Here is a 14,017-nt window from a genome sequence, read left to right as displayed (position 1 = left end):
CCGCGCTCCACGGCGGTGCGGGGGCCTTCGCGCGGGCCGGCGGGGGACCGTCCCGGCCCGCGCGTGCGGCAGCGGTACCGGCTGCTCACCGGTACAGGAGGTACTCCCGCCGCACCGCCCGGAAAGCCGCCAGGTCCGCCGACCAGGCGGCCACCACCTCGTCCGTCCCGGCGCCCGCGTCGATCATCGTGCGCACCCGGGTGTTGCCGGTGAGCTTGTCGATCCAGTTGTCCGCGCGCCAGGCGAACCCGCTCCACGTCCGCTTCGCCGTGACCAGCAGCGCGATCCCGGTGCGGACCGGGTCGAACGCCTCCCGGTCGTGGACGTGCAGCTGCACACCTCCCACGGTCCGGCCCTGGAACTTGGAGAACGTCGGCGCGAAGTACGCCTCGCGGAAGGCCACTCCCGGCAGCTCCAGCGCGTTCGCCGCCGCCGCCCACCGGTGGTCGATCCCCTCCGCGCCCAGCAGTTCGAAGGGTCGGGTGGTGCCCCGGCCCTCGGACAGGTTCGTCCCCTCGAACAGGCAGGTGCCCGGATAGACCAGCGCCGTGTCCGGGGTCGGCATGTTCGGGCTGGGCGGCACCCACGGCAGCCCCGTCGCGTCGAAGAAGTCGGACCGCCGCCAGCCCGACATCCGCACGACCTCCAGCTCCACCGGCCGGTCGGCGAGGAACTCCGCGTTGAACAGCAGCGCCAGCTCGGCGACGGTCATCCCGTGCGCCTGCGCGATCTCGCGGCGCCCCACGAACGTGGCGAACGCCGGATCGAGCACGGGACCGAGGGCGGCCCGCCCGGTCACGGGGTTCGGCCGGTCCAGCACCACGAACCGCCTGCCCGCGAGCGCGGCCGCCTCCATGCAGTCGTACAGCGTCCAGATGTACGTGTAGAAGCGGGCCCCGGCGTCCTGGATGTCGAAGACCACCGTGTCGACACCGGACGCGGTGAAGACGTCGGCGAGCGCCTGCCCGCTCTTGAGGTAGGTGTCGTAGACCGGCAGACCCGTCGCCGGGTCCTCGTACCGGCCCTCCGAACCACCCGCCTGCGCGGTCCCCCGGAAGCCGTGCTCGGGTCCGAAGACGGCCGTCAGGTCCACCCGGCCGTCCGGGTGCATCACGTCGACGATGTGCCGCACGTCCGAGGTGACGCCCGTGGGATTGGTGACCACGCCCACCTTCCGGCCCGCCAGCGCCCGGTACCCGTCAGCGGCCAGCCGGGCGAAACCGGTCCGCACACCCGGGCGCCCGCCACCGGGCCCGGAGGCGGCGGCCGGGCCTGCCCCGGCGGCCGCGAGGGCCCCCACCGCGCCGCCGACGGTCAGCACACCACGTCTGGACAGGGTCATTCCGCTACCTCCATGATCGCGCCGACTGCCGTGGTCACGCACGCTAGCGCGGGCACGCGCGCCACGGAACGCCCCTGACCGGGCAGATTCCCCGTCCTGTCCCGACCCCCTTCCCGGATCACATACCGACTGGTTAGTCTGCCGGGGGTAGACGGCTGAGAGAGGCGGAACGGATGAGTGCGGTGCAGGGTGCCGGCGTAGTGGTGACGGGAGCGGGCGGAGGCATCGGCGCGGCTCTGGCCCGCAGATTCGCCGCGGAGGGCGCCCGGGTCGTCGTCAACGACCTCGACGGCGACCGGATCGGGCCCCTCGCCGAGGAGATCGGAGGCACCGCCGTGTCCGGCGACGCCTCCGGCATCGTGGAGGCGGCCCGTGACGCCCTCGGGGGCACGGTGGACGTCTACTGCGCCAACGCGGGCCTCGCCTCGGGCGGCGACGCCTTCGCCGACGAGGACGTCTGGGCCGCGGCCTGGGACGTCAACGTGATGGCGCACGTCCGCGCCGCCAGGCAACTCCTGCCGGACTGGCTGGAGCGCGGCGCCGGCCGCTTCGTCTCCACCGCGTCGGCGGCCGGACTGCTGACGATGATCGGAGCGGCTCCGTACAGCGTCACGAAGCACGGTGCCGTCGCCTTCGCGGAATGGCTCTCCCTGACCTATCGGCACCGGGGCGTCAAGGTGCACGCGATCTGCCCGCAGGGCGTGCGTACGGACATGCTGACGGCGGCGGGTTCCGCGGGCGACCTCGTCCTCGCCCCTACCGCGATCGAGCCGGCAGCCGTCGCCGACGCCCTGTTCGACGCCATGGAGCACGACCGCTTCCTCGTGCTGCCGCACCCCGAGGTGGCCGGGTACTACCGGGCGCGGGCCAAGGACCCCGACCAGTGGCTCGGCAACATGAACCATCTGCAGAGGAAGTGGGAGGCGACCGGCGCATGACCGAGTCGATCTACGCGGCGAAGCCCTGGACCGCCCTGCTCAGCGAGGCGCAGCTCGCCCCCGTCCAGCCGGCCGAGACCATGGTCCACGCCTTCCGCGCGGCCGTCGCCCGCGCCCCGGAGCGCACCGCGCTGGCCTACTTCGACGGACGCCTCGACTACCGGGAGGCCGACGCACTGTCGGACTCCGTGGCCGGGCACCTCGCCGCCGAGGGGCTGCGGCGCGGCGACCGGGTGGCGATCATGCTGCAGAACACCCCGCACTTCGTCCTCGCGCTGTTCGGGGCGTGGAAGGCGGGTGCGACGGTCGTCCCGCTCAACCCCATGTACAAGTCCGGCGAGGTCGGCCACGTCCTGGCCGACGCCGGTGTGAGCGCGCTGATCTGCTCCGACCGCGCCTGGGCGTCCTACCTGCGGGCCACCGCGGAGGCCGCCCCGGGCGTGCGGATCGCCCTCACGGCCTGCGAGCTCGACCTCCAGACGGCCGACGACCCGCGGGTGCTCGGCTTCGAGCGGCTCCCCGCGCCGGGCCCCGGCGACGGCGCCGCCGACCTGGTGGCCGTGGCCCGCCGCGGCCTCCCGGCCCCCGGGGGCCGGGAGCTCTCCGCCTCGGACACCGCCCTGATCAGCTACACCTCCGGGACGAGCGGCACCCCCAAGGGCGCCATGAACACCCACGGCAACATCATGGTGAACGCGGAGCGGCAGCGGGCCGGCCACCCCATCGAGGAGGGCTCCGCCTACTTCGCGCTCGCCCCGCTCTTCCACATCACCGGCATGGTGTGCCAGCTCGCCGCCTGCGTCGCCAACGCCGGCACCCTCGTGCTGACCTACCGCTTCGAGGCGAGCGTCGTCCTGGAGGCCTTCGCCGCGCACCGGCCGGCCTACACGGTCGGCCCCTCGACCGCCTTCATGGCCCTCGCGGCGCACCCGCAGGCGACACCGGAGCACTTCACCTCCTTCAAGGTGATCTCCTCGGGCGGCGCACCCCTGCCGCCCGCCCTGGTGGAGAAGTTCCGCGCCGGATTCGGCCCCTACATCCGCAACGGCTACGGCCTCACCGAGTGCACCGCGCCCTGCGCCTCGGTGCCGCCCGAGCGCGAGGCCCCCGTCGACCCGGCCTCCGGAACCCTGTCCGTCGGCGTCCCCGGCCCCGACACCGTGGTGCGGATCATCGACGAGAAGGGGCACGACGTCCCGTTCGGCGAACAGGGCGAGATCGCCATCCGCGGACCGCAGGTCGCCGCCGGCTACTGGAACCTCCCGCAGGCCACCGAAGCCACCTTCCCGGACGGGGAGCTGCGCACCGGGGACATCGGCTTCATGGACGTGGAGGGCTGGCTCTACGTCGTCGACCGCAAGAAGGACATGATCAACGCCTCCGGCTTCAAGGTCTGGCCCCGGGAGGTGGAGGACGTCCTCTACACCCACCCCGCGGTCCGCGAGGCGGCCGTCGTGGGCGTCCCCGACGCCTACCGCGGGGAGACCGTGCGGGCCTACGTCAGCCTGCGCCCCGGTGCGGCGGCGCAGCCCGCGGAGCTGAGCGCGTACTGCAAGGAGCGCCTCGCCGCGTACAAGTACCCGCGCGAGGTGGAGGTCCTGACGGAGCTCCCCAAGACGGCAAGTGGGAAGATCCTCAGGCGGGAACTGCGTTCCCCCCGGTAGACGGTGCGTGTACGGACGAGAGGACAGGTGGAGGCGATGGCCAAGGCGATGGACGGGAACGGTACGCCCGTCCCCCAGAGGCTGCTGGCCGCCGCCACCCGGCTCTTCGCGGAGCGCGGCTACGACCGCACCTCGGTCCAGGAGATCGTCGAGGCGGCGGGCGTGACCAAGGGCGCCCTGTACCACTACTTCGGCTCCAAGGAGGACCTCCTCCAGGAGGTCTACGCCCGGGTGCTGCGGCTCCAGCAGGAGCGGCTCGACGCCTACGCGAACGCCGAGGCGCCGATCGAGCGGCGGTTGCGGGACGCGGCGGCGGACGTGGTGGTCACCACCATCGACAACCTCGACGACGCCTCGATCTTCTTCCGCTCGATGCACCACCTGAGCCCGGAGAAGAACAAGCAGGTCCGCATGGAGCGCCGCCGCTACCACGAGCGTTTCCGCGCCCTGATCGAGGAGGGCCAGCGGGCCGGGGTCTTCTCCACCGCTACCCCCGCCGACCTCGTCGTCGACTACCACTTCGGCTCGGTGCACCACCTGTCCACCTGGTACCGCCCGGACGGGCCCCTGACCCAGCGCGAGGTCGCCGACCACCTGGCGGACCTGCTGCTGAGGGCCCTGCGCCCCTGACGGCGGGGCCGGGGCGGTGCCGCGCGGTCAGGACGCCGGCGGGCAGAGCACCAGCAGGAAACTGCGGATCCGCACGTCGTCGATGACCGGTCCCGCGGCGTCCCACAGGCGGTCGGAGACCGGATCGACGCTGTCGCCACCGGCCGTCCAGGGTCCGGCCTGCTGCCCGCCGGCGTATCCGGTGAAGGGGGACGGCGCCGGGACGTCCGGTGTCTCGAATCCGCCGTCGAAGGTGGTGACGGCGGGGTGCGTTTCCGGGTCGTGCGTGTGGGCCGAGGCGGAGGTGGGGGCGGCGGCGAGCAGGAGTGCCGCGGCGGACAGCGCGGCGGCGGACAGGTGCATCAGGCGCATGGAGGGGCTCTCGGTTCACACGACGCCGGGGGCGGGCGTCCCGGCCGGGAACCCACTCGGAGTGTGCGGTCCTGGGCCCACCCCGCCAAGGGGCCCGACGGCGGCGCGCGATCCGCGTCGAGCAGGCGGAACACCGGGGACGAGCGCCCCGGGCGCACGGCCGGCCGCCCTGTGCTCCGGCACGCGCGGGGATCCCGTGCCGTGCTCCGCCCCTCCCAGGACGCCGGGTGCCGGGGGTGTCCGAGTGTCCGGTCAGCGAACACCGTTGTCCGGATTCCACCCTTGACGGTCCTCGGTCATCTGGCCGAGCATCGGGGACGCACGTCCCGCCCCACCGCTCCAGGCCCCGGGCCGTGCACGGCCCGGTGACCCCCCGCACGTTCCGTCCATCCCCACGGAATCCGGAGCCATCGATGACACCTGCCCGTAGCAGATCCCTGGCAGCGGCGGCACTCGCCGTCGCCGCCCTCCTCGCGACCGCGGCCCCCGCGGTCCAGGCCGCCCCCGCACCCGTGGCGGCCGCCGCCCCCGACATCCCGCTCGCCAACGTCAAGGCGCACCTCACCCAGCTCCAGTCCATCGCCACCGCCAATGGCGGCAACCGCGCCCACGGCCGGGCCGGCTACAAGGCGTCCGTCGACTACGTGAGGGCCAAACTGGACGCGGCCGGATACACCACGTCGCTCCAGCAGTTCACCTCCGGTGGGGCCACCGGGTACAACCTGATCGCCGACTGGCCGGGCGGAGACCCCAACCGGGTCCTCATGGCCGGCTCCCACCTCGACTCGGTGACCTCCGGCGCCGGCATCAACGACAACGGATCGGGTTCGGCCGCCGTCCTGGAGACGGCCCTCGCGGTCTCGCGGGCGCAGCTCGCACCGGACAAGCACCTGCGCTTCGCCTGGTGGGGCGCCGAGGAACTGGGCCTCGTCGGTTCGAAGTACTACGTCAGCAACCTGGCCTCCACCGAACGTGCCAAGCTCGCCGGCTACCTCAACTTCGACATGATCGGCTCGCCGAACCCGGGGTACTTCGTCTACGACGACGACCCGGTCATCGAGCAGACCTTCAAGGACTACTACGCGGGCCTGTCCATACCCACCGAGATCGAGACCGAGGGCGACGGCCGCTCCGACCACGCCCCGTTCAAGAACGCCGGAGTCCCCGTGGGCGGCCTCTTCTCCGGCGCCGACTACACCAAGACGAGCGCCCAGGCCCAGAAGTGGGGCGGCACGGCGGGGCAGGCCTTCGACCGCTGCTACCACTCGTCGTGCGACACCACGGCCAACATCAACGACACGGCCCTGGACCGCAACAGCGACGCCGTCGCCCACGCCGTCTGGACCCTGTCCGCCGGGACGGGCACCCCGCCCACCGGCACCGTCTTCAGCAACGCCGCCGACGTCGCGGTGCCCGACAACGGCGCCGTGGTGACCTCGCCGGTCGCCGTCACCGGCCGCACGGGCAACGCCCCGTCCGCGCTCAAGGTGGGCGTCGACATCAAGCACACCTACCGCGGGGACCTCGTCGTCGACCTCCTCGCGCCCGACGGCACGGCCTACCGCCTGAAGAACTCCAGCAGCAGCGACTCCGCGGACAACGTGGTCGCGACGTACACCGTCAACGCGTCGGCCGAGACCGCCAACGGCACCTGGAAGCTCCAGGTGCGGGACATCGCCGCGCAGGACACCGGCTACATCGACAGCTGGCAGCTCACCTTCTGATCCACCGGTCCGGGGAGGCGGCCGCCCGCCGCCTCCCCGCAGTGCGTCACCGGCCGCGGCGGACCGTCAGAGGTACTTCTTGATCTCCCGTCGCGCCAGCGACCGCTGGTGCACCTCGTCAGGACCGTCCGCGAGCCGCAGGGTCCGCGCGGACGCCCACAGCTCGGCCAGCGGGAAGTCCTGGCTGACCCCGCCGGCGCCGAACAGCTGCACCGCCTGGTCGAGGATGCCGCAGACCGCGCGCGGCGTGGCGATCTTGATCGCCTGGATCTCGGTGTGGGCGCCGCGGTTGCCCACGGTGTCCATCAGCCAGGCCGTCTTGAGCACCAGCAGCCGCAGCTGCTCCACCGTCACCCGGGCGTCCGCGATCCAGTTCTGCACGACGCCCTGCTGGGCCAGCGGCTTGCCGAAGGCCGTCCGGGCCACGGCCCGCCGGCACATCAGCTCGATCGCCCGCTCGGCCATCCCGATCAACCGCATGCAGTGGTGGATGCGGCCCGGGCCCAGCCGCGCCTGGGCGATGGCGAAGCCGCCGCCCTCCTCGCCGACCAGGTTCGCGGCGGGCACGCGCACGTCGGTGAGGACGACCTCGGCGTGGCCGCCGTGGGAGTGGTCCTCGTAGCCGTACACCCGCATCGCACGCCGCACCTCGAGGCCGGGGGTGTCGCGCGGGACCAGGATCATCGACTGCTGGCGGCGGATGTCCTCGCCGTCCGGGTCCGTCTTGCCCATGACGATGAAGACCGCGCAGTCCGGGTTCATCGCCCCGGAGATGTACCACTTACGGCCGTTGACGACATAGCTGTCGCCGTCCCGGGCGATCCGGGTCTCGACGTTCGTCGCGTCCGAGGAGGCCACCTCCGGCTCCGTCATCGCGAACGCCGAGCGGATCTCCCCGGCGAGCAGCGGCTCCAGCCACTGCTTCTTCTGCTCGTCCGAGCCGAACTGGGAGAGCACCTCCATGTTGCCGGTGTCCGGCGCCGCGCAGTTCAGCGCGGTCGGCGCCAGGTGCGGGCTGCGGCCGGTGATCTCGGCGAGCGGGGCGTACTGGAGGTTGGTCAGCCCGGCACCGTACCCGGCGTCCGGGAGGAAGAGGTTCCACAGGCCCTGGCGGCGGGCCTCCGCCTTCAGGTCCTCCACCACGCGCGGGGTGTCCCACGGGGAGGCCAGCTGCGCGCGCTGCTCCTCGGCGACCTCCTCGGCCGGATACACGTGCTCGTCCATGAAGGTGAGCAGCCTGCTGCGCAGCTCTTCGGTGCGGGCGTCGAATGCGAAGTCCATGGGGTGGGTCAGCCTTCCTGGAGGGTGGTGAGGCCGTGCGCGATGAAGACCGGGACGAGGTCGCCGATGCGGTCGAAGCCGGCTCCGACGGTCTGGCCCTGGGTGTAGCGGTAGTGGATGCCCTCGAGGATCACGGCGAGCTTGAACCACGCGAAGGCCGTGTACCAGGCGATGGCCGAGGTGTCCCGGCCGGATCGGGCGGCATAGCGCTCGATCAGCTCGGCGGGGCTCGGGTGGCCGGCCGCGCCGCTGGTGGTGGAGACCGGGGACTGCGGAACGTCCAGGTCGGAGCTGTACATCACGAGCAGGCCGAGGTCGGTCAGCGGGTCGCCCAGGGTCGACATCTCCCAGTCCAGCACCGCCTTGATGCGGTCGTCGGGACCGATCAGCACGTTGTCCAGGCGGTAGTCGCCGTGCACGACGGTGGGCGCGGGGGAGGTGGGGAGTTCACGGCCGAGTGCGGCGTGCAGCTCGTCGATCCCGGCCAGCTCGCGGTTGCGTGAGGCGTCCAGCTGCTTGCCCCAGCGCCGCAGCTGCCGGTCCAGGAAGCCCTCCGGCCGCCCGAAGTCGCCCAGCCCGACCGACGCGGGATCCACGGCGTGCAGATCGACCAGCGTGTCCACGAGTCCGAGCACGGCCGCCCGGGTCCGCTCGGCGCCGAGCGGGGCGAGCTGCTCGGCGGTCCGGTACGGGGTGCCCTCGACGTACTCCATGACGTAGAAGGAGGCGCCGATGACCGAGTCGTCCTCGCAGAGGAGGACCGGCTCGGGCACGGGTACGGCCGTCGGGTGCAGGGCGCTGATCACCCGGTGCTCGCGCTTCATGTCGTGCGCGGTGGCCAGTACGTGGCCGAGGGGCGGGCGGCGGACGACCCACTGCCCGGTACCGTCGGTGACGACGTAGGTGAGGTTGGAGCGTCCGCCCTCGATGAGCCGGGCGTCGAGCGGTCCGCTCACCAGGCCCGGCCGCTCGCGGTCGAGATGGCCGCGCAGCAGGTCGAGGTCGAGACCTGGCGGGTGGACTGGGCTCATGGTGCGCACCTCCGGGGCGGTGGGAACGATCGGGACCATGATGCCGACCAGTCGGTATGTCGTCCAGTCTCCGCCCGTAATCAGCTGTGTGATCCGGGCCGATGACCCGGCGGCCCGGCGGACGGGTGCCCCGGGCGGACGGGCGTGCCCTGAGTTGCGACGGCCCCGGCCCGCACCGATCGTCGAAGGATGAAGGCGATCAGCTACAGCAGGTACGGCGGTGCCGACGTCCTGGAGTACGGCGAGCGGCCCGACCCGAAGGTCGGGCCGGACTCGGTCCTGGTCGAGGTGCGGGCCGCGGCCGTGAACCCGGTCGACTGGAAGGCCCGCGAGGGATATCTGCGAACGGCGCTGGAGGCCGTCTTCCCCGTCATCCCCGGCTGGGACGTCTCCGGCGTGGTCGTGCAGCCCGGCGCCGCCGTCGACGAGTTCGAGGTGGGTGACGAGGTCATCGGCTACGTCCGCGAGGACTTCCTCTCCCGTGGGACGTTCGCCGAGTACGTCGCCGCCCCCGTGCGCACCCTCGCCCGCAAACCCCTCAGCCTGAGCTTCGAGGAAGCCGCCGGCCTGCCCCTGTGCGGCCTCACCGCCCACCAGGTGCTGCACCGGGTGCTCCGGGTCCGGGACGGCGAGACGGTCCTCGTCCACGCCGCCGCGGGCGGCGTCGGCTCCCTCGCCGTCCAGCTGGCCCGGCACGCGGGCTGCCGGGTGATCGGCACGGCCGGCCCCCGCAACCACGACTACGTGCGGCGGCTGGGCGGTGAACCGGTGGAGTACGGCGACGGCCTCGCCGACCGCCTGCGCGCCCTGGCACCCGACGGCTTCGACGCCGCGTTCGACACGGTCGGCGGGGAGGCGCTCCGGGTCTCGGCCGAGACCCTCGCGAGCGGCGGCCGGCTCGCCTCCATCGCCGACGCGGACGTCTTCTCCCACGGCGGCCGCTACGCCTTCGTGCGGCCGGACGCCCAGGACCTCGCACACCTCGCGGAACTGGCCGAACAGGGCATCATCACCGTCCACGTGGACCGCGTCTTCCCGCTGGAACAGGCGGTCGACGCCTACCGGCTCAACGAGCAGGGCCGCACCCGGGGGAAGATCGTCGTCACCGTCGGAGGGGGGAGGGGCTGACCCCGGCCGGGCGTCAGAACAGCATCGCGGCGGCGCACACAGCGAGGGCGGCCGCGCACGCGGCGGCCGTGACGGCCAGCCGCGGGGACAGCGGCGCCGGCTCGGCGGTCGCCGTGCCCGCGATACGGCGGTGCGCCACCCCCAGGAAGAGCAGCCAGGCCGGCACGGTCAGCGCCAAGGCGGCCACCCCCGCCCCGCTCACCCCGCCGTGCAACACCTGACGGCCCGCGAGCAGGGCCACCACCGTGCAGGACAGCGTCGTACGCCGCCAGGCGAGGCGGGTCCGCTCCGGCTGGAGGCCCGGATCGCGGCCCGGCGCCGTCACCGTGCGCCCTCCCAGCCGAACAGCACGACCACCACCATCGCCATGGCGACCACGGCCACGGCGAGGCTCAGCAGCGCCGGGAAACGCGACACGGGCAGGTCCTCGCCCCGCCGCATCGCCCGCTCGCACCGCACCCAGTGGTTGACCGCCCGCAGCGAGCAGAGCACACCGGCGGCCAGCAGCGCGAGGGCCAGACCGGTCCGGACCCCGTGGACGAGACCGGGCAGGAACTGGTCCACGGCGAAACCGCCGCCGATCAGCGCGAGGGCGGTCCGGATCCAGGCCAGGAAGGTGCGCTCGTTGGCCAGCGAGAAGCGGTAGTCCGGGGTGTCGCCCTCCGCACGGATCTCCTGCGGCGCGAGCCACGTCCGCAGACCACGCAGGAAGCCGCTCACGAACCGCCCGCCCCCGCGGCCGACCGGAACCGCCGCAGCCGGTGGTACGCCTCCAGCCCGTCCGGCACCCACAGCAGCTCCCCGAGCCGCCGCTCCAGCTCGGCGTCGCCGAGGAAGGTGTGCCAGGCCACCTCCTCCGCCTGCGGACGCACCGGCAGCTCGCACCGCACCTGGTACACCGCCGACCACCAGCTGTGCCCGTCGTCCTCGTACAGAAACCTGAACAGCGGCTCGGGGCGGGGCAGGCCCCGGACGCCCAGCTCCTCCTCCGCCTCCCGCAGCGCCGCGTCGTCGTAGGACTCGCCCGCGCCCACGACCCCGCCGACGAACATGTCGTGGTGCGAGGGGAAGACCAGCTTGGTGGCCGTCCTGCGGTGCACGAAGACCCTGCCCGCCGCGTCCCTGGCCTCGACGAAGACGCAGCGGTGGCGCAGGCCCCGGGCGGTCGCCTCGCCGCGCGGGGCCCGCCCCACCACCTCGTCGTTCTCGTCCACGATGTCCAGGATCTCGTCAGCGGGGGTCATGGCGTCCATCCAACCGCATGCCGTGCACCTCCGTGGAGCCGTGCCGCTCCTTGCCCGCCGGCATCGCGGGATGGAGCCCGAGCAGCACGATCCCGGCCACGATCGCGGCGAGGCCCGCGGCCTGCCAGGCCAGGGCGCCGACGTCCGTACGCACCTGGTCGCCGAGGAACCCGATCCCGCAGACGATCCCGGCCAGCGGCTGGGCGGCGGTCAGCGCGGGCAGGGACATCCGCAGCGGACCCGCCTCGAAGGCGCTCTGGACGATGATCAGGCTGGTCACCCCCATGACGACGAGCGCGTACGGCTGCCAGCTCGTGAACAGCGCCCCCCAGCCGCCGTCGGCCAGCCGCAGACCGCAGACCCGGGTCAGCGCGTCCTGGAGCCCGTAGAGCAGGCCGCCCGCCAGCCCGAGGAGGGCGGGGGCCCACGGGGTGCGCGGGTGGCGGGCGAACGCGGTCAGGGCCAGTGCCAGCCCCGCGACGACGCCGATCACCAGCCAGTGGCGCAAGGGCTCGGTCACGGCCTCGCCGCCGCGCGGCTGGCCGCCGAGCAGGAAGGCGGTGACGCCGCCGGCCAGCAGCCAGAGGCCGCCCCATCCCTGGCGGCCGAGACGCTGGCCGGTGAAGTAGCGGGACAGCGCCAGCGCGAAGAGCAGGTTGGTGGCCAGCAGCGGCTCGACGACGGACACCTCGCCCTGCCCGAGGGCCAGCGCCCCGAGGACCATGCCGCAGATCATCGCGCCGATGCCGGCCAGCCAGCTCGGCACCCTCATCAGGTCCAGCAGGATTCGGGGCGACAGGAAGTCGCCGGGCGGCGCGCGGCGGGCCGCGTCCTGCTGCAGGACGAAGCCGAAGCCCGTACAGCACGCGGCGCCAAGGGAGAGCAGCAGTACCAGCAAGGACACGGTCCGACGATAGCCCCGCAGCCGTTCGGGACACGTGAGGCGCCGTCCACCGGACGGTTGACGTGGGGGGCGGCCGGTACCCAAGATCTGACGCACGGGTAACTTCGCACCGGGCCGGCACCGCGCCGGCTCGCCCCGCGTGCCCCCAGGGACGGAGATCCATGGCGTACGACGCTGATGTCATCGTGATCGGGGCGGGGCTCGCGGGTCTCGTGGCCACCGCCGAGCTCGTCGACGCCGGCCGGACGGTCATCCTGCTGGACCAGGAGCCCGAGCAGTCCGTCGGCGGCCAGGCCCACTGGTCCTTCGGCGGCCTCTTCCTCGTCGACTCACCCGAACAGCGCCGGATGCGGATCAAGGACAGCCACGAGCTGGCCCTCCAGGACTGGTACGGCACGGCCGGCTTCGACCGCGAGGAGGACCACTGGCCGCGCCGGTGGGCCGAGGCGTACGTCGACTTCGCGGCCGGGGAGAAGCGGTCCTGGCTCCACGCCCAGGGGCTGCGGTTCTTCCCCGTGGTCGGCTGGGCCGAGCGGGGCGGCTACGACGCGAACGGCCACGGCAACTCCGTCCCCCGCTTCCACATCACCTGGGGCACCGGGCCCGGTGTCGTCGCCCCCTTCGAGCGGAGGGTCCGCGAAGGCATGGCGAAGGGCCTCGTCCGCACCCGGTTCCGCCACCGGGTGACCGGCCTCGGCCGCTCCGCCGGGTCGGTCGACACGGTCACCGGCGAGATCCTGCGGGAGAGCGGCGCCGAGCGGGGCACCGCGAGCAGCCGCGAGGTCACCGGCGCCTTCGAGCTGCGCGCCCAGGCCGTGATCGTCACCTCCGGAGGCATCGGAGGCAACCACGACCTCGTGCGCGCCCAGTGGCCCGAGCGGCTGGGCACCCCGCCCGAGAAGCTGCTCTCCGGGGTCCCCGCCCACGTCGACGGACTGATGCTGGGCGTCGCGGAGAAGGCGGGAGCCCGGCAGATCAACCGCGACCGGATGTGGCACTACACCGAGGGCATCGAGAACTGGAACCCCGTCTGGGACAAGCACGGCATCCGGATCCTGCCCGGCCCGTCCTCCCTCTGGCTGGACGCCACCGGCAAGCGGCTGCCCGTCCCGCTCTTCCCCGGCTTCGACACGCTGGGAACCCTGGAACACATCATGAGGTCCGGGCACGGCTACACCTGGTTCGTCCTGGACCGGAAGATCATCGGCAAGGAGTTCGCGCTCTCCGGGTCCGAGCAGAACCCGGACCTGACCGGCAAGTCGGTCCGTGACGTGATCGGCAGGGCCCGCGCCGACGTGCCGGCCCCCGTCAGGGCGTTCATGGACAAGGGGGTGGACTTCGTCGTCGAGAAGGACCTGGGCGCGCTGGTGCGGGGCATGAACGCGCTGACGGGCGACTCGCTCATCGACGAGGAGGCCCTGCGCCGCGAGGTGACGGCGCGCGACCGGGAGATCGCCAACCCCTTCACCAAGGACCTCCAGGTCACGGCGATCCGCGGGGCCCGTACCTACCTGGGCGACAAGCTGATCCGCACGGCACGCCCGCACCGCATCCTCGACCCGGCGGCCGGCCCGCTGATCGCGGTGCGGCTCAACATCCTGACCCGCAAGTCCCTCGGGGGGCTGGAGACGGACCTGTCCTCCCGGGTGCTGACGGCGGACGGCTCCCCGCTGCCCGGCGTGTACGCGGCGGGCGAGGCGGCGGGCTTCGGCGGCGGCGGGGTCCACGGCTACCGCTCCCTGGAGGGCACGTTCCTCGGCGGCTGCATCTTCTCGGGCCG

The 14,017-nt window shown here is 73.1% G+C and carries 14 protein-coding genes; 6 read left to right on the top strand and 8 right to left on the bottom strand.

The annotated features are described in order from the left end of the window. Positions 1 to 85 precede the first annotated feature (85 nt). Complete coding sequence (locus ABZ371_RS18810) at positions 86 to 1,342, bottom strand: DUF1343 domain-containing protein (RefSeq protein WP_358680647.1); 1,257 nt, start codon at positions 1,340 to 1,342, stop codon at positions 86 to 88. Positions 1,343 to 1,515: 173 nt separating this feature from the next. On the opposite strand from ABZ371_RS18810, the gene ABZ371_RS18805 reads away from it, so the two are divergent. Genes ABZ371_RS18805 through ABZ371_RS18795 form a run of 3 tightly spaced genes read left to right on the top strand, consistent with a single transcriptional unit; the run spans position 1,516 to position 4,574 of the window. Beyond that, positions 1,516 to 2,280: an SDR family oxidoreductase gene (locus tag ABZ371_RS18805; protein ID WP_358680644.1), complete on the top strand. Its 765-nt coding sequence runs from the start codon at positions 1,516 to 1,518 to the stop codon at positions 2,278 to 2,280. Beyond that, entirely contained in the window at positions 2,277 to 3,944 is a 1,668-nt protein-coding gene (locus ABZ371_RS18800) for an AMP-binding protein (protein ID WP_358680641.1), read from the top strand. The genes ABZ371_RS18805 and ABZ371_RS18800 overlap by 4 nt, the downstream gene beginning before the upstream one ends. Before the next feature lie 36 nt (positions 3,945 to 3,980). Further along, positions 3,981 to 4,574, top strand: a complete 594-nt coding sequence (locus tag ABZ371_RS18795) for a TetR/AcrR family transcriptional regulator (protein WP_358680638.1) — start codon at positions 3,981 to 3,983, stop codon at positions 4,572 to 4,574. A gap of 27 nt (positions 4,575 to 4,601) precedes the next feature. On the opposite strand, the gene ABZ371_RS18790 is transcribed toward ABZ371_RS18795, so the two are convergent. Further along, positions 4,602 to 4,925 carry a hypothetical protein gene (locus tag ABZ371_RS18790; protein WP_358680636.1) on the bottom strand — a complete coding sequence of 108 codons (324 nt, stop codon included), beginning with the start codon at positions 4,923 to 4,925 and terminating at the stop codon, positions 4,602 to 4,604. 413 nt (positions 4,926 to 5,338) lie between these two features. On the opposite strand from ABZ371_RS18790, the gene ABZ371_RS18785 reads away from it, so the two are divergent. Next, positions 5,339 to 6,649, top strand: coding sequence for a M28 family metallopeptidase (locus tag ABZ371_RS18785; protein WP_358680633.1), 1,311 nt, complete (start codon positions 5,339 to 5,341; stop codon positions 6,647 to 6,649). Between the two features lie 66 nt (positions 6,650 to 6,715). Here the strand turns inward: ABZ371_RS18785 and ABZ371_RS18780 are convergent, their stop codons facing one another. Together ABZ371_RS18780 and ABZ371_RS18775 are read right to left on the bottom strand one after the other, a co-directional pair. Then, positions 6,716 to 7,930: an acyl-CoA dehydrogenase family protein gene (locus ABZ371_RS18780; RefSeq protein ID WP_358680630.1), complete on the bottom strand. Its 1,215-nt coding sequence runs from the start codon at positions 7,928 to 7,930 to the stop codon at positions 6,716 to 6,718. Positions 7,931 to 7,938: 8 nt separating this feature from the next. After that, positions 7,939 to 8,961 carry a phosphotransferase family protein gene (locus tag ABZ371_RS18775; RefSeq protein ID WP_358680627.1) on the bottom strand — a complete coding sequence of 341 codons (1,023 nt, stop codon included), beginning with the start codon at positions 8,959 to 8,961 and terminating at the stop codon, positions 7,939 to 7,941. A gap of 189 nt (positions 8,962 to 9,150) precedes the next feature. On the opposite strand from ABZ371_RS18775, the gene ABZ371_RS18770 reads away from it, so the two are divergent. Then, positions 9,151 to 10,089: an NADP-dependent oxidoreductase gene (locus ABZ371_RS18770; RefSeq protein ID WP_358680624.1), complete on the top strand. Its 939-nt coding sequence runs from the start codon at positions 9,151 to 9,153 to the stop codon at positions 10,087 to 10,089. A gap of 13 nt (positions 10,090 to 10,102) precedes the next feature. Here ABZ371_RS18770 and ABZ371_RS18765 read toward each other — a convergent pair whose 3' ends face one another. Genes ABZ371_RS18765 through ABZ371_RS18750 form a run of 4 tightly spaced genes read right to left on the bottom strand, consistent with a single transcriptional unit; the run spans position 10,103 to position 12,237 of the window. Next, the gene (locus ABZ371_RS18765; RefSeq protein ID WP_358680621.1) at positions 10,103 to 10,414 is read right to left on the bottom strand and encodes a DUF202 domain-containing protein; all 312 of its coding nucleotides are present in this window, start codon (positions 10,412 to 10,414) and stop codon (positions 10,103 to 10,105) included. Beyond that, entirely contained in the window at positions 10,411 to 10,809 is a 399-nt protein-coding gene (locus ABZ371_RS18760) for a DUF202 domain-containing protein (RefSeq protein ID WP_358680618.1), read from the bottom strand. The genes ABZ371_RS18765 and ABZ371_RS18760 overlap by 4 nt, the downstream gene beginning before the upstream one ends. Continuing rightward, positions 10,806 to 11,333, bottom strand: coding sequence for an NUDIX domain-containing protein (locus tag ABZ371_RS18755; protein ID WP_358680615.1), 528 nt, complete (start codon positions 11,331 to 11,333; stop codon positions 10,806 to 10,808). Before ABZ371_RS18755 ends, ABZ371_RS18760 begins: the two co-directional genes overlap by 4 nt. Then, positions 11,320 to 12,237 carry a DMT family transporter gene (locus ABZ371_RS18750; RefSeq protein ID WP_358680612.1) on the bottom strand — a complete coding sequence of 306 codons (918 nt, stop codon included), beginning with the start codon at positions 12,235 to 12,237 and terminating at the stop codon, positions 11,320 to 11,322. The genes ABZ371_RS18755 and ABZ371_RS18750 overlap by 14 nt, the downstream gene beginning before the upstream one ends. Before the next feature lie 161 nt (positions 12,238 to 12,398). On the opposite strand from ABZ371_RS18750, the gene ABZ371_RS18745 reads away from it, so the two are divergent. Beyond that, on the top strand, positions 12,399 to 14,017 hold a 1,619-nt coding region (locus tag ABZ371_RS18745), incomplete at its 3' end, for an FAD-binding dehydrogenase (protein WP_358680609.1).

Source organism: Streptomyces sp. NPDC005899 (assembly GCF_040629645.1).
Classification (GTDB): Bacteria; Actinomycetota; Actinomycetes; order Streptomycetales; family Streptomycetaceae; genus Streptomyces.
This window is presented reverse-complemented; position numbering and strand designations above follow the sequence as displayed.

Coding starts and splice junctions, on each gene's coding strand:
- ABZ371_RS18810 (WP_358680647.1), bottom strand. CDS start 1,342: ATGACCCTGTCCAGACGTGGTGTGCTGACCGTCGGCGGCGCGGTGGGG.
- ABZ371_RS18805 (WP_358680644.1), top strand. CDS start 1,516: ATGAGTGCGGTGCAGGGTGCCGGCGTAGTGGTGACGGGAGCGGGCGGA.
- ABZ371_RS18800 (WP_358680641.1), top strand. CDS start 2,277: ATGACCGAGTCGATCTACGCGGCGAAGCCCTGGACCGCCCTGCTCAGC.
- ABZ371_RS18795 (WP_358680638.1), top strand. CDS start 3,981: ATGGCCAAGGCGATGGACGGGAACGGTACGCCCGTCCCCCAGAGGCTG.
- ABZ371_RS18790 (WP_358680636.1), bottom strand. CDS start 4,925: ATGCGCCTGATGCACCTGTCCGCCGCCGCGCTGTCCGCCGCGGCACTC.
- ABZ371_RS18785 (WP_358680633.1), top strand. CDS start 5,339: ATGACACCTGCCCGTAGCAGATCCCTGGCAGCGGCGGCACTCGCCGTC.
- ABZ371_RS18780 (WP_358680630.1), bottom strand. CDS start 7,930: ATGGACTTCGCATTCGACGCCCGCACCGAAGAGCTGCGCAGCAGGCTG.
- ABZ371_RS18775 (WP_358680627.1), bottom strand. CDS start 8,961: ATGAGCCCAGTCCACCCGCCAGGTCTCGACCTCGACCTGCTGCGCGGC.
- ABZ371_RS18770 (WP_358680624.1), top strand. CDS start 9,151: ATGAAGGCGATCAGCTACAGCAGGTACGGCGGTGCCGACGTCCTGGAG.
- ABZ371_RS18755 (WP_358680615.1), bottom strand. CDS start 11,333: ATGACCCCCGCTGACGAGATCCTGGACATCGTGGACGAGAACGACGAG.